This is a genomic window from Alphaproteobacteria bacterium (assembly GCA_005883305.1).
In the GTDB taxonomy this organism is placed as follows: Bacteria; Pseudomonadota; Alphaproteobacteria; order Sphingomonadales; family Sphingomonadaceae; genus Allosphingosinicella.
This window is the reverse complement of record VBAC01000001.1, coordinates 2,439,581-2,453,907: the sequence shown is the minus strand read 5'-3', so window position 1 is coordinate 2,453,907 and position 14,327 is coordinate 2,439,581. Positions and strand designations below refer to the sequence as shown.

Annotated in this window: 13 protein-coding genes; 8 read left to right on the top strand and 5 right to left on the bottom strand. The window is 68.4% G+C overall.

Features of this window, described 5'->3' with window-relative positions; translation table 11 throughout:
• The first annotated feature begins 13 nt into the window (after positions 1 to 13).
• Positions 14 to 1,300 carry a 3,4-dihydroxy-2-butanone-4-phosphate synthase gene (gene ribB, locus E6G92_12215; GenBank protein TMJ20465.1) on the top strand — a complete coding sequence of 429 codons (1,287 nt, stop codon included), beginning with the start codon at positions 14 to 16 and terminating at the stop codon, positions 1,298 to 1,300.
• Positions 1,301 to 1,303: 3 nt separating this feature from the next.
• Positions 1,304 to 1,720 (top strand): 6,7-dimethyl-8-ribityllumazine synthase, encoded by a 417-nt coding sequence (locus tag E6G92_12210; GenBank protein TMJ20464.1) that lies wholly within the window; start codon positions 1,304 to 1,306, stop codon positions 1,718 to 1,720.
• 31 nt (positions 1,721 to 1,751) lie between these two features.
• Here the strand turns inward: E6G92_12210 and E6G92_12205 are convergent, their stop codons facing one another.
• Positions 1,752 to 2,825 carry an alkene reductase gene (locus E6G92_12205; protein TMJ20463.1) on the bottom strand — a complete coding sequence of 358 codons (1,074 nt, stop codon included), beginning with the start codon at positions 2,823 to 2,825 and terminating at the stop codon, positions 1,752 to 1,754.
• Between the two features lie 56 nt (positions 2,826 to 2,881).
• Between E6G92_12205 and E6G92_12200 the strand changes: the two genes are divergently transcribed.
• The 3 genes from E6G92_12200 (at position 2,882) to E6G92_12190 (ending at position 6,138) form a co-directional block, all read left to right on the top strand.
• On the top strand, positions 2,882 to 3,781 hold the full coding sequence (locus tag E6G92_12200) for a DMT family transporter (GenBank protein ID TMJ20462.1): 900 nt from the start codon (positions 2,882 to 2,884) through the stop codon (positions 3,779 to 3,781).
• A gap of 51 nt (positions 3,782 to 3,832) precedes the next feature.
• On the top strand, positions 3,833 to 5,272 hold the full coding sequence (locus E6G92_12195) for a hypothetical protein (protein TMJ20461.1): 1,440 nt from the start codon (positions 3,833 to 3,835) through the stop codon (positions 5,270 to 5,272).
• A gap of 224 nt (positions 5,273 to 5,496) precedes the next feature.
• Positions 5,497 to 6,138 (top strand): COQ9 family protein, encoded by a 642-nt coding sequence (locus tag E6G92_12190; GenBank protein TMJ20821.1) that lies wholly within the window; start codon positions 5,497 to 5,499, stop codon positions 6,136 to 6,138.
• Positions 6,139 to 6,172: 34 nt separating this feature from the next.
• Here the strand turns inward: E6G92_12190 and E6G92_12185 are convergent, their stop codons facing one another.
• Positions 6,173 to 7,447, bottom strand: coding sequence for a hypothetical protein (locus E6G92_12185; protein TMJ20460.1), 1,275 nt, complete (start codon positions 7,445 to 7,447; stop codon positions 6,173 to 6,175).
• 290 nt (positions 7,448 to 7,737) lie between these two features.
• On the opposite strand from E6G92_12185, the gene E6G92_12180 reads away from it, so the two are divergent.
• Complete coding sequence (locus E6G92_12180; protein ID TMJ20459.1) at positions 7,738 to 9,666, top strand: c-type cytochrome; 1,929 nt, start codon at positions 7,738 to 7,740, stop codon at positions 9,664 to 9,666.
• Between the two features lie 61 nt (positions 9,667 to 9,727).
• Positions 9,728 to 10,213, top strand: a complete 486-nt coding sequence (gene ssb / locus E6G92_12175; protein TMJ20458.1) for a single-stranded DNA-binding protein — start codon at positions 9,728 to 9,730, stop codon at positions 10,211 to 10,213.
• Positions 10,214 to 10,315: 102 nt separating this feature from the next.
• Here the strand turns inward: ssb and E6G92_12170 are convergent, their stop codons facing one another.
• Positions 10,316 to 10,846, bottom strand: coding sequence for a DUF177 domain-containing protein (locus tag E6G92_12170; GenBank protein ID TMJ20457.1), 531 nt, complete (start codon positions 10,844 to 10,846; stop codon positions 10,316 to 10,318).
• Positions 10,843 to 11,355 (bottom strand): ubiquinol-cytochrome C chaperone, encoded by a 513-nt coding sequence (locus tag E6G92_12165; protein ID TMJ20456.1) that lies wholly within the window; start codon positions 11,353 to 11,355, stop codon positions 10,843 to 10,845. The genes E6G92_12170 and E6G92_12165 overlap by 4 nt, the downstream gene beginning before the upstream one ends.
• A gap of 107 nt (positions 11,356 to 11,462) precedes the next feature.
• Between E6G92_12165 and E6G92_12160 the strand changes: the two genes are divergently transcribed.
• On the top strand, positions 11,463 to 11,957 hold the full coding sequence (locus tag E6G92_12160) for an outer membrane protein assembly factor BamE (GenBank protein ID TMJ20455.1): 495 nt from the start codon (positions 11,463 to 11,465) through the stop codon (positions 11,955 to 11,957).
• 160 nt (positions 11,958 to 12,117) lie between these two features.
• Here E6G92_12160 and E6G92_12155 read toward each other — a convergent pair whose 3' ends face one another.
• Positions 12,118 to 14,322, bottom strand: a complete 2,205-nt coding sequence (locus E6G92_12155) for an NADP-dependent malic enzyme (protein ID TMJ20820.1) — start codon at positions 14,320 to 14,322, stop codon at positions 12,118 to 12,120.
• Positions 14,323 to 14,327: the final 5 nt, after the last annotated feature.

Genomic DNA, 14,327 nt, shown 5'->3' with positions numbered 1-14,327 from the left:
ATAGGCGAATGGCATGAGCACCCTGTTGATCGATCGCCTGTGCGAGCTCGTCGCCGAGGGCGAGATGAGCAGGGCCGGGCTGGCGCGCGCCGCCGGGCTTCATCCCAACTCCCTTCGCAAGCTCGGCGACGAGGACTGGAATCCGACCGCCGACACCCTGCTGAAGCTCGAGAAATTCCTCGCCAGCGGATCGAGCGGGGTGATGGCCAGCGCCGAACAGATCATCGACGAGGCGCGCAACGGGCGGATGTTCATCCTGGTCGACGACGAGGACCGCGAGAATGAGGGCGACCTGGTCGTCCCCGCGCAGATGGCGACTCCGGACGCGATCAACTTCATGGCCAAGCACGGCCGCGGCCTGATCTGCCTCGCGCTGACCCGCGAGCGCGCCGGGCAGCTGGCGCTGGAGCCGATGAGCCGGACCAACGGGACGAGGCTCGGCACCGCCTTCACCACCTCGATCGAGGCGCGCGAAGGAGTCACCACCGGGATCTCCGCCGCCGACCGGGCGCGGACCATTTCGGTCGCGGTCGACGCGGCGAAGGGCCCCGAGCATATCGTCTCGCCGGGCCATGTCTTTCCCCTGGTCGCGCGCGACGGCGGCGTGCTTGTGCGCGCCGGCCATACCGAGGCGGCGGTGGACGTGGCGCGGCTGGCGGGGCTCAATCCGTCGGGCGTGATCTGCGAGATCATGTCCGACGACGGATCGATGGAGCGGATGGACGGCCTCTTCGCCTTCGCCCGGCTCCATGGCCTGAGGATCGGAACGATTCGCGACCTGATCGCCTACCGCCTGCGCAAGGACCGGATCGTCGAGCAGACCGCCGAGGCGCGCTTCGAAAGCCGCTGGGGCGGGACGTGGACCGCGCGGACCTTCCTCAACAAGGCTTCGGGGGTCGAGCAGATCGCGCTGGTGAAGGGGCATGTCGATCCGGGCAAGCCGACCCTCGTTCGGATGCACGCGCTGTCGATCCTGTCCGACGCCTTCGCCGAGGAGGGCGCGCGCGGCGGACTGCTCGAAGGGGCGATGAAGGCGATCGCCGAGGAAGGCGCCGGAGTGATCGTGGTCATCAACCGGCCGATGCCAGGCGCGATGACCGACGCGCTGAGAGTGCGCGCGGGGGCCGCCGGCCCGGCCGAATATGCCGAGCTTCGCGACTATGGCGTCGGCGCGCAGATCCTCGCCGAGCTCGGCGTGCACGACATGATCCTGTTGACCAACAGCCACCATACGCCGGTGGCGCTGGGCGGCTACGGCCTCGCCATCGTCGGCGAGCGGCCGATCGCGATGGAGCGCTAGACCATGGCCCGTATCCTGATCGTCGAGGCGCGCTTCTACGCCCATCTGAACGACCTGTTGCTCGATGGCGCGAAGGCGGCGCTCGCGGGCCACCAAGTCGACGTGGTCACCGTCCCCGGAGCGCTCGAGGTGCCCGGAGCGATCGCTCTGGCCGCCGAGGGATCGGACTATGACGCCTATGTCGCTTTGGGCGCCGTGATCCGCGGCGAGACCTATCATTTCGAGATCGTCGCCGGGGAAAGCGCGCGGGCTTTGATGGCGCTGACTCTCGACGGCCTCGCCATCGGTAACGGAATCCTGACCGTCGAGAACGAGGCCCAGGCGCTGGCCCGGGCGCACCGCGCCGACAAGGACAAAGGCGGGGAGGCGGCGAAAGCGGCGCTGGCGATGCTCGCGCTCAAGGAGCGATTCTCAGCCTAGCTCCTCTCGCGAAAGCGCGGGGAGGCGAGGATTAACCGAGAGCCGGATAATCGACATAGCCTTCGGGGCCCTGGCTGTACCAGGTAGCCATGACGTCGTCGTTGAGCGGGGCGCCGGCGCGCAGCCGTTCGACCAGATCGGGATTGGCGAGGAAGGTGCGGCCGAAGGCGATCGCATCCGCCTCGCCCGAATCGAGCGCTGCCTGGGCGCGCTCGAGCCGGTAATCCGAATTGAGCACCAGCGGGCCGGCGAAGGCCTTGCGGATGTGCGGGTGGACCGGATCGACCTCGGCCTTGCCGAACGTGCCGTCGCGGGCCGGCTCGCGAAGCTCGAGGAAGGCGATGCCGATCTCCGACAGAGCGGCCGCCGCGGCCGGGAAGAGCGCGTAGGGGTCGCTGTCGTTGACGCCCTGCGAATCCCCATTGGGCGAGAGGCGGACGGCGGTTCGGGAGGCGCCGGCCACGTCGGCGACCGCCGCGGTCACCTGGCGCAGAAGGCGGATCCGGTTCTCGATGCTTCCGCCATAATCGTCGCCGCGACGATTGGCGCCGTCGCGCAGGAACTGGTCGATCAGATAGCCATTGGCGGCGTGGATCTGGACCCCGTCGAAGCCCGCCCGCAGCGCGTTGGCGGCGGCCTTTTCATAGTCGCCGAGCAGATCGGGGATCTCGTCGAGCCGCAGCGCGCGGGCCTCCTCGTAGGGCTGGCGGCCGTCATAGGTGTGGGCCTTGTGCGGAGCGGTTGTCGCGGACGAGGAGACCGGCTGGGCACCGCCCATGCTGGAATGGACGACCCGGCCCATGTGCCAGAGCTGGGCGAAGATCCGGCCGCCGGCCTCATGCACGCCCTCGACCACCGGCTTCCAGCCCTCGACCTGCTCGTCGGTCCACAGGCCCGGCGCGTAGGGCCAGCCGAGGCCCTGGCGGCTGATGCCGGTGGCTTCGGAGATGATCAGGCCGGCGGCGGCGCGCTGGGCGTAATAGGTCCGCATCAATTCGGTCGGGACATGCTCGCGGGTGGCGCGGCCGCGGGTCAGCGGCGCCATCAGCACCCGGTTGGGCGCCTCTACGGCGCCGAGCTTGATCGGATCGAACAGCGAGGGCATGGCGGCCTTTCGAAAAAATGCTGCGGTGCGGAAGGATATAAGGGTTGCAAAATGCAATGCACAACCCGCCCCGGCTCGCTTTCCCCGCTTTGATCGTCGCCAATCTCGTGCTGGCGGCGGGGCCGTGGCTGGTGCGGCTGTGCCAGCAGGAGGCGGCGATCGGGCCGGTGGCGGCCGGATTCTGGCGGCTGGCGCTGGCGCTTCCCTTTCTCGCCTTCATCGCCGTCCGCCAGCAGCGCGGGCAGCCTTTCCCGGCCTGGACCCTGGTCGCGGCGGTGGCGATCGGCGGGATCTTCTTCGCCGCCGATCTCGCCGCCTGGCATGCCGGGATCCTTCGCACCAAGCTCGCCAACGCGACCCTGTTCGGCAATTTCGCAAGCTTCATCTTCACCATCTACGGCTTCATCCTGCTTCGCCGGGCGCCGCGGGCGGTCCAGCTAGCGGCGCTCGCGCTGGCCGCGGTCGGCACGGTCCTGCTCATCGGCAACAGCTACGAAATGTCGCGCGCGCATTTCGCCGGCGACCTGCTCGCGCTTCTCGCCGGCCTGTTCTACGCTTTCTACCTCGTCGCGGTGGACAGGGCGCGGCAGACGATGAAGCCCTGGCCGGTGCTGGCCATCGCCACCGCCGGCGGCGCGCTTCCGATCCTGATCTTCGCGCTGGCGATCGGCGAGCCGGTCATGCCGCAGGATTGGGCGCCGGTAATCGCCTTGTCGGTGAGCAGCCAGCTCATCGGCCAGGGGCTGCTGGTCTACGCCATGGGCCATCTCTCGCCGGTCGTCACCGGCCTGTGCTTCCTCACCCAGCCGATCGCCTCGGCCGCGATCGGCTGGATCGCCTTCCAGGAGCGGCTGTCGAGCCAGGACTGGATCGGCGCGCTGCTGATCTGCGCGGCCCTGGTTCTGATCCGCGTTCCCGAGCGCAAGAATGGGGGCGAGGCGGCGGTCCGATATTGACGCTCGCGCGGGCTTGGCCATGATCTCCGCTCGGCCCGAGGGGGGAATGGAATGCGAAAACGGACCTTGTTCGGCCTTGTCGTGGCGACCTGGCTTGCGGCGGCGGCCGCGGCGCAAAACCCGGCCTGGTCTCCCGACCCCTGGCTCGCCGACCTCGCCCAGATGCGCTCGGCGCTCGACGAGAAATATGCCAATCTCGACTGGCTGACGAAGGAGCGCGAGGTCGATCTCGACGCTTTGTTCGATCGCGCCGCTTCCCGCATCCGAGCGGCGCGCGACGACGGCGGGGCGCGGGCGGCATTCGACCGCCTCGTTCAGAGGATCGGCGACGGCCATGTCGCGATCCGCTGGCCGGCGGCGCCCTCGGCGGCCGTGGCGCCAGCCGTGCCTCCTGCCACTGGCCCGGCGGCGCTATGCCGTCGGCTCGGCTATGATTCGGGGCAGAGCTCGCCCGGAGTCGCGCCGGCGCTGGCCGGCTATCGGCCGGTCGAGGGCGGCGAGATGTTCGCCACCGGTATGGTCGCCGCGGGGGGCGAGCGGATCGGAATCATCCGCATCGGCATCTTCCAGCCGCAGGGCGGCCCCGGCTGGTGCGAAGGCGCGATCGCGGCGCTCGCCATCGATCCGGACCGGCCGTGCGACGACGAATGCACCGATCATATTCTCACCTGGGCCTATCGGCGGATGATGGCCGAATTCGAGGCGCGAATCGAGCGGCTGCGCGCGGCCGGCGCGACGGTGCTGATGGTCGACATCAGCGGCAATGGCGGGGGATCGGAGTGGGCGGAGGCGGCGGCGCGAAGCGTGAGCCCGGTGCCGCTGACCTCGGAGCGGCGGGCCTTCGTCCGCGGCGCGCATTGGGCGCGACAGTGGCGCGAGCTCGCCGCACTGTTGCGCGAACAGGCCGCTTCCGCCGGCGCCGCGGATCGCGCGCGGCTGCTCGCCTGGGCGGCGGAAGCGGAGGCGGCGGAGCGCCGAGCGGGACCCTGCTCGCAAGGCGCCGATTGCCCCCGGCTGGTCGAGGCGGGCTATGCGACCGGGCTCGTCGGCGCGGCGCCCGCCGGAGCCTTCGCCGGCCGCCCATGGGCGCCCTATATCTTCAGCCCGGCCCAGCATCCCTACCGCGATCATGTCTGGCAGGGGCCGCTGATCGTTCTCGTCGACCAGGAGACATGGTCGGCCGCGGAGGAGTTCGCGGCGGTGCTTCAGGACAATCGCGCGGCGATCATCCTCGGCGCGCGCACGGGCGGCGCGGGCTGCGGCCATACCAATGGCGGCACGCCCACGGTCCTGAGCAACAGCGGCGCGACCCTGGAGCTTCCCGATTGCGTCAGGCTACGCGCCGACGGATCGAACGAGGTGCGCGGAATCATCCCGGACGAGCTGGTGGGAATGCGGGCGAACGACGGCAACCGGATGAAGGGCGCGATGGTGACGGCGGCGCTCGGGCGGGCGGTTGCGCGGGCGAGAGCATTGCGGCGCGGTGACTAGGACGGATCGGCGTTCGGCGCGATGCTGCTCCCTCTCCCATGGGGAGAGGGTTGGGGTGAGGGGTTCCGGCGTCGGCGGAAAACCACGAACTCCGTAAACCCCCACCCTACCCTCCCCCTCAGGGGGAGGGATCAGCAAAGCTGAACGTCAATACACTCCACGATCATTTTCTTGCATCCTTGGGCGGCGACGATCATTTGGCCTTCATGATCGCGCCCGCCGACATGAATCTGGACGAGCTTCGCGCCGAGCTCGCGCCGCGCCTGCCGGCCCATGCCGCGTTCGACGGATGGAGCGATGCGGCGATCGCCATGGCCGCGGGCGAGATCGGCGTGCCGGCGGACCGCGCGCGGCTTGCCTTTCCGGGCGGCGCGGTCGAGATGATCGACGCCTGGTTCGACTGGATCGACAAGGCGATGCTGCTCGCCTTTCCGCCGGAGCGGATCGCGGCGATGAAGATCCGCGAGAGGATTCGCGAACTGATCCTGTTCAGGCTCGAGGCGACGGCGCCGCACCGCGAGGCGCTGAGGCGCGCGCTCTCGATCCTCGCAATGCCCCAGAATGCGATCGCCGGCGCAAGGCTCGCCTGGCGCGGGGCGGACCGCATCTGGCGCGTGGCCGGCGACATGGCGACCGACTTCAACCATTATTCCAAGCGCGCGATCCTGCTCGGAGTCTATGGAGCGACCAGCCTCGTCTTCCTCGACGACGACAGCGCCGACTACGCCCAGACCCGCCTCTTCCTCGATCGCCGGATCGACGAGGTGATGCGCTTCGAAAAAGCCAAGGCGCGCTGGCGCGGAACGAAGCAGCGGCTGCCGAGCCTAAGCCGCTTCCTCGGAAGGCTCCGCTACCCGGCGGTCTAGCGTCCGCCTGGTTCCGTCCGGAGAGCGCGGATCGTCAATCCTTGCACAGCACCAATTTGAAGCTGTCGCGCATGTCGTAATGGAAAACGACATCGTAGCAGACGCCGAGCAGGTGCACCTCATAATCCCCCGGACGGGCGCCCCGGGTGCGAATGACGAACTCGCGGGAGACGCAGCCGGCGACATCGTCGCGGCAGGGAGGCACGGTGCCGAAGCAGATCGGCCCCAACGGAGCGATCTGCACCGAAGGCGTGCCATCCGGCAGTGTCGGCACGGAGGAGGCGCCGGGACCGGTGACGAGAACCGCCTCGATGGTCAGGTTGCTGAAGGCGACGTTGGAGTAGCAATTGCAGGCCGTGATGCAGACGATTTCAGTATCGTCGGTCTCGAAGCAATCGCAGCGGCTGTCCCCCCAACTGACCGAAAGGCATGGTTCGAGCCTGGGTGTCTCGATCTCTTCGCATCGCGGCAGGCCGCAGGACGCGCAAATGGCCTCGGCGAGCATGTCCTCATATTCGGCGCGCGACGCGGTATCGCTGAAATAGGCGCGCCCGCCGGTCTGGTTGCACAGATCGTTGTAGTTCTGGACGACGGCGGGGCCGCGGTGCTGATTGGTGATATGGTGGGCGAAGACCGCGACCTCGTTCGCCTTGCAGGCGGCAATGGCCTTGCTGACCTGCAGCGCCTCGTTGGCGGCGTCGCCGAGGGGGCTGATGCTGTCGAGCTCCTCATCGCTGATGTAGAAGATCGCCCGGCAGGCATCCGGCCGCCAATCGAAATATTTGGCAAGATCCTCGATCCCGTTGGCCCCCTCCTCGCCGGTATAGCCGTCGGTCGGATTGTCGGTTTCGAAGGCGGGATCGGGATTCAATATCCCCTTGAGATAGGCAAGATAGTCGGTGGTGAAGACTGTCCCGGGCCAGGTCCCCTCAATGCCCATATAATGAATCCTGAGATCGACCTTGCAGCGCGCCTTCGCGCCTTCGACCGCCGCCGCGGCCGCTGCGCTGACGGCCCCCGCTTCGTCGGACATCGATCCGCTGGTGTCGATCAGGACGATCAGATCGGCCATGAAGGGCACGTCGTCCGCCTTGCCGGTGCATTTGCAGCCGCTGTGCGGCTTGTCGAGATGGGGCAACGCGTTGAGCTTCTCCCCGCAGCGCCGCCGCAAAACCTCGCCCACCGCGGCATGAAGACGCTCGCAAGTGGGACGGCTCACCGCCAGCCCGGCCATCGATTCCGCCAGGCGCGTCACGTCGATTGTCGAGTCGGCCGGCTTCTCCGTCTTGTCCTTGTGCGATGCTGACATTTCTTCCTCCGCCGCAAATCGACTCGGCTATAGCCGAATTGTGCCAATAAAGACAGAGATGGTCCACAGTATCGCTAAAGTTGGCCGAATCCAGTTTATTAGCTGTCTTTTTTGGCTCCGTGGCAAATGCCATTTCGGTGATCTTGAACCTGCTTCGCTTTGCTGCGGTTCGCCGGCCGGCCGCGCCTCAGCGACTCCCATCCGGTAGCCGCGGCCCTGGGCCGTCGCTATTGATAATCAGTTGCAGTTTCTCTAATCGTTGGTGCGTCTCATCCTTCGTGCGGGGATTCATGCGCTTTAGTCTTTCGAGCCTGCGAGGGCTCCTGCCACTGCTCCTCCTGTTTCTGCCAGCGCCGCTTTTCGCCCAGGGCCAGGGCGCGCAGGTGGCGTGGCGGCTGCTCGATTACATGGCGGTCGACTATGCCGGCGCGGTCGGGCCGGACGGGCGGGTGCTTAGCGCATCCGAATATGCCGAGATGCGCGAATTCTCATCCAGCGTGACACAGCGGATCGCCGCCTTGCCCGCGCGGCCCGGGCAAGCGGCGCTGACCGCCGAGGCGCGCGGAGTCGAGGCGGCGGTCGCGCGCAAGGCGCCGCCGGCCGAAGTGCAAAGGCTCGCCCAGGCGCTCGGAACCCACCTGCTTGCCGCCTATCCCGTGCCCCGCGCGCCCTCCGCGGCGCCCGATCTCGCCGCCGGCGCCCGGCTCTACGCACAGCGTTGCGCCTCCTGTCACGGCGCCACCGGCGCGGCCGACACGCCCATGGCCCGCCAGCTCGATCCGGCGCCGGTCGCCTTCGCCGATCGCGCCCGGGCGCGCGAGCGGAGCAGCTTCGCGCTTTTCCAGGTGATCGGCCAGGGACTCGAAGGCACGGCCATGCAGAGCTTCGCCGAGCTTCCCGAGCAGGACCGCTGGGCGCTCGCCTTCCAGACCGGCCGCTTCGCCTATCCCGAAGCGCTGGCCGCCGCCGGCCGCCGCTATTGGGAGGCCGATCCGGCGCTGCGCGCCCGAATTCCCAATCTGGAGGCGCTCGTCTCGATCACCCCCGCCGCGCTCTCCCGCGAGGTCGGCGAGGAGAAAGCGAGCGCGGTGATCGCCTATCTCCGCTCCGATCCGGGCGCCGTCGCCCGGCGCGAGGGCGGCCAAACGCTGGGTATCGCCCACGAATTGCTGCGCCAGAGCCTCGCCGCCTACCAGAGCGGCAATCGCGACCGCGCGGCTGAGCTGGCGCTGGCCGCCTATCTCGACGGATTCGAGCCGGTCGAGGCGGTGCTCAATGCGCGCGAAGGCGGGCTGGTCGCCGAGGTCGAGACCGAGATGGGCGGCCTTCGCGCCGCGATCGGCCGCGGCGCGCCGGCTGCCGACGTGGCAGCCCGGGTCGAGCGGCTGCAAGCCCTGTTCTCCCGCGCCGAGACCGCGCTCGCGCCCGAAGCGGGAAGCGCCGCCTCGACCTTCCTCGGCGCGCTCGCCATCCTGCTGCGCGAGGGGCTGGAAGCGTTGCTGATCGTGGTGGCGATGATCGGCTTTTTGAGGAAGGCCGACCGGCGCGACATGCTGCGCTGGGTCCATGGCGGGTGGATCGTCGCGCTCGCCGCCGGAATCGCCACCTGGTGGATCGCGAGCAACCTGATCACCATCAGCGGCGCCGGCCGCGAGCTGACCGAAGGCTTCGGCTCCCTGCTCGCCGCCGCGATCCTGCTCTTCGTCGGCGTGTGGATGCACGGCAAGGCGCAGGCCGGCGCGTGGCAGGCCTATGTCCGCGACAAGCTCGACAAGGCGCTCTCCCGCGGATCGGCCTGGTTCCTGTTCCTGCTGGCCTTCGTCGCCGTCTACCGCGAGGTGTTCGAGACGATCATCTTCTTCGCCGCGATGGGCGGCGAGGGCAACGGAGCGCCGCTCGCGGCCGGAGTCGCCGTCGGCGCGGTGCTGCTCGGCCTGATCGCCTGGGCGATGCTCCGCCTCAGCGCCCGGCTGCCGATCGCCCAATTCTTCGCTTATTCGGCGGCTTTGATCGCGGTGCTTGCGGTGGTGCTCGCCGGCAAGGGCGTCGCCGCGCTCCAGGAAGCCGGGATGATCGGAGTGACGCCGCTCGCCGGCTGGCCGCGAAGCCCGATGCTCGGCCTCTTCCCTACGCTCGAATCGATGCTCGCGCAGGGGGCGATGGCGGCGCTTCTGGCGATCGGCTTCCTCTACATTCACCGCCGGCCGGCCGCCGCCTGAGTCCATTGAGACGCGGGGCGGCTTGGCCTATGCCGGGCGCATATAGCTTCCGGAGGATAGAATGGCGGGCGTGAACAAGGTGATCCTGGTCGGCAATCTCGGCGACGACCCCGAGGCGCGAAGCCTCAACAATGGCGGCGAGGTGGTGAACCTGCGAGTCGCCACGTCGGAGAGCTGGAAGGACCGGGACGGCAACCGCCAGGAGCGGACCGAATGGCACCGGGTCGTCATCTTCAACGAGAATCTCGGCAAGGTCGCCAAGTCCTACCTCAAGAAGGGCTCGAAGGTTTACCTGGAGGGCCAGATCCAGACCCGCAAGTGGACCGACAATAGCGGCCAGGACAAATATTCGACCGAGATCGTGCTCCAGCGCTTCCGCGGCGAACTGGTCCTGCTCGACAGCCGGGGCGGCGGTGGCGGCGGCTATGGCGGCGGCGGCGGCGACTTCGCCGACACCGGCGGCAACGATTTCGGCGGCGGCGCCCGCCCGCAATCCCGCCCCCAGCCCGCCTTCGACAGCGACCTCGACGACGACGTTCCGTTTTAGGGCCTGCCCGTCATTGCGAGCGAAGCGAAGCAATCCAGTTCTGCCTCGGAGGCCAGCTGGATTGCCGCGTCGCTCCGCTCCTCGCAATGACGGGGGTTTGCGTCAGTCCTTCCTGAGCTTGTCCTTGAGCCCGGCCAGCGCGGCGAAGGGGCCGGCCTCCTCCTCGCTCTTCACGCCGGCGGCCCTGAGCGCCTCCTCGGCGCCGGGCGCGCGCGGATAGGGATCGAGGTTCAGCAGCAGGGTTTCCGCCACGGCCTCGCCGGCGTCGACGGCCGCGGCGTCGTAGAAGACGACGTCCAGCTCGGAATCGTCGAGCTCGACCTCCTCCTCGCCGCTCGCAGCCTCGGGCTGGGGGCGGAAGAGGATTTCGAACGGCTCGTCGAGCGCGGCCTCCAGCGGGACGCCGGTGGCGACGCACGACTGGACCACGGCCGCCGAGAGCGCGCCGGCCATCGCCACCTCCTCGCCGCGGCGCCTGAGCGTGAAATCGGCCGCGAGCCGGTCGATCGCCACCAGGCCGAAGCGGCGGGCGAGCGCGGCCCGTTCGCCCTCTTCCGCCTCGATCCGCATGCGACGCTCGCCTTCGCCGAGCGTATCGAGCCGGACGAGGCGGCTGAATTCGGGCTCGCTCACGGCAGCTCTCCCGCGAGCAATGCCTCAAGCCCGGTCCGGTCGAGAGATTCGGCGAAGGTTCGCAGGCGCCCTGCCACCAGCGCCACCGCCTCTTCCGAAGGCGCCGCCTCATGGAAGACGTTGCGCCGCACCGCCTCTTTGAAATCGCGGCCGCCGGCGGCGCGGAAGGCGGCGAGGCGGCCGCCGAGCGCGCTCATCATCCGCCCGACATGCTTGCCCACCACATAGTCGCCGATGCCGATCTGGCGCAAAGTCGCGTCCATGTCGTCGATGAAGATCTCGGTGAGGACGACGGCGGGCCTTTTCCCCGCTTCGCCGAGCGATTCGAAGCGCAGCAGGACGAGCGCCGTCACCGCCGCGACCATGTCGAACCGGCCGTCGAGCGTGTCCGGAACGCCGCCTTCGCGATACCAGAAGGGATCGCGGCCCCGGGCGACGGCCGCGCGGTAGAGCGGCGCCAGCGCGGCGCGCTCTTTCTTCTCGCCGAAGATGTGCTTCAGAAAGGACAATCGCGCCTCTGTCTTACCGCGCGGCTTGCGCCGGTTGGGCGATGTTCATATTGGAATGGCTAGTCAAGCCCGCAGCCCTCGTTCGAGCGGCGGCGGGCGATCAGGAGATGGAATTCAACATGACCTTCCCTCGTGGCTCGCGCGCTCTCGTCGCGGTCGCCTTCGCCGCGGCCCTGCTCGGCGGCTGCACGCGCGTCGTCGACCATCAGGGCTATCTGGTCGACGAGCCTTTGGTCGCCGCGATCCAGCCCGGAGTCGACAATCGCGAATCGGTCCAGGGCACGCTCGGCCGGCCGACCTTCGTCGGCCAGTTCGACCAGAGCGACTGGTATTACGTGTCGCGCACCACCCGCCAGCTCGCCTTCAACATGCCGCGCCCCCACGAGCAGACCGTGCTTCGAGTCCATTTCGACGCCAGCGGCAATGTCGAGAGCGTCACCCGAAGCGGCCTGGAGCTGGTCTCCAACATCGATCCGAGCAACGAGAAGACCCCGACGCTCGGAAGCCACAGCAACCTGCTCCAGGAGCTGTTCGGCAATATCGGCGCGGTCGGCCAGGCCGGCCGAAGCGCGCCGACGTCCGACAATCCCAACGGGCGGTAAGGCGCTAAAGCATGATCGGCCTATGCTGAACCGCTCATCCTGAGGAGGGACCGAGCTTGTCGAGGGCCCGTCTCGAAGGACCGTCCTTCGAGACGCCGTTTCGACAGGCTCAACGGCTCCTCAGGATGAGCGGGGAGAGGCAGTTAACGGCGATCTTCCTCTAGCGCACCACCCGTCCGCCCGCGAGGACCGCCAGGGTCACCAGGTCCGAGGCGGTCGCCGACATCGGGGCGATCTGGACCTGCTTCTCCATTCCGACAAGCATCGGCCCGATCACGGCGTCGCCGCCGAGCTCGCGCATCAGCTTGGCCGATATGTTGGCCGTCTGAAGGCCGGGCATGACGAGCACGTTGGCCGGCCCGGTCAGGCGCATGAACGGGTAGAGCTTCTGAAGCTCCGGATCGAGCGCGGTGTCGGGCGACATCTCGCCTTCATATTCGAAGTCGACGTCGCTTCGCCCGTCCATGATCTTCACCGCGTCGCGGATGCGCTCGAGGAAGCTGCCCTCCGGATTGCCGAAATTGGAATAGGACAGGAAGGCGACTCGCGGCTCGTGGCCCATTCGCCGCGCGATCTGCGCGGTCTGCACGGCGATTTCGGCGAGCTGTTCGCCGGTCGGCCGCTCGGTCACCGTCGTGTCGGCGATGAAGACGGTGTGCGACTGGCCGACCATCAGGTGGATTCCGAACGGGGTCACCCCCTCCTGCGGATCGAGCACGCGGCGGATCTGGCGATAGCTCTGCGCGTAGGGCCGGGTGACTCCGGTGATCATCGCGTCCGCCTCGCCCATCTGCAGCAGCAGCGAGGCGAAGATGTTGCGGTCCTGGTTGACGATCCGCTCGAGCTCGCGGTGCATGTAGCCGCGCCGCTGAAGACGCTGGTAGAGAAAGTCGGACATCTCGCGGACGCGCGGATAGTTGCGGCTGTTGAACACGGTGAAGCTCTGCGGGTCCTCGACCCCGAGCGAGCGGAGCCGATCGTAGACGTCGTCGCGGCCGACCAGCAGCGGGATTCCGTAGCCGCCGTCGCGGAAGGCGATCGCGGCGCGAAGCACCACGTCCTCCTCCCCTTCCGCGAACAGCACGCGGCGCGGATTGGCGCGTGCGGCCTCGTAGGCGAGGGTGAGGACCGAGGTCGTCGGGTTGAGCCTCGAGCGGAGCGCGGTGCGATAGGCGGCCATGTCTTCGATCGGCTTTCGCGCGACTCCCGAATCCATCGCCGCCTGGGCGACCGCGGCCGGCACGATCTCCATCAGCCTGGGATCGAACGGCGCGGGGATGATGTAATCCGGGCCGAAGCTCTGCGCCTTGCCATAGGCCTCGGCGACCTCCTCGGGCACGGCCTCGCGCGCAAGCTCGGCGAGCGCGTTGGCGGCGGCGATCTTCATCGCGTCGTTGATCGTCGTCGCCCGGACGTCGAGCGCGCCGCGGAAGATGAACGGGAAGCCCAGCACGTTGTTGACCTGGTTCGGATAGTCCGAGCGGCCGGTGGCGATGATCGCGTCGGGCCGGGCGGCCTTGGCGTCGGGCGGCGAGATTTCGGGATCGGGATTGGCCATGGCGAAGATGATCGGCTTCTTGGCCATGTCCTTGACCATCTCCGGCTTGAGCGCACCGGCCGCGGACAGGCCGAAAAAGGCGTCGGCGCCCTTCAAGGCCTCCTCGAGCGTTCGCCGGTCGGTCTTCACCGCGTGCGCCGACTTCCACTGGTCCAGCCCCTCGCGGCCCTGGTAGATGACGCCCTTGCGGTCGCACATGATGACATGGTCGTGCGGCACGCCCATCGCCTTGATGAGCTCGGTGCAGGCGATCGCCGCGGCGCCGGCGCCGTTCACCACCAGCCTGATGTCCTTGAGCTTTCGCCCCGTCAGGTGGCAGGCGTTGATAAGGCCGGCGGCGCTGATGATCGCCGTGCCGTGCTGGTCGTCGTGCATCACCGGGATGTTCATCCGCTCGCGAAGCGCCTGCTCGATGATGAAGCATTCCGGCGCGGCGATGTCCTCGAGGTTGATCCCGCCGAAGCTCGGCTCCATCAGCGCCACCGCCTCGATGAACTTGTCGGGATCCTCGGTGTCGAGCTCGATGTCGATCGAATCGACGTCGGCGAAGCGCTTGAACAGGACCGCCTTGCCTTCCATCACCGGCTTCGCCGCGAGCGCTCCGAGATTGCCGAGGCCGAGAATGGCGGTGCCGTTGGAGATGACCGCGACGAGATTGCCCTTGGCGGTGTAATCGTAGGCGAGCCCCGGATTGGCGGCGATCGCGCGCACCGGAACGGCGACTCCGGGCGAGTAAGCGAGGCTGAGGTCGCGCTGCGTCGCCATCGGCTTGGAGGCGACGATCTCGATCTTGCCCGGGCGGCCCATCGAAT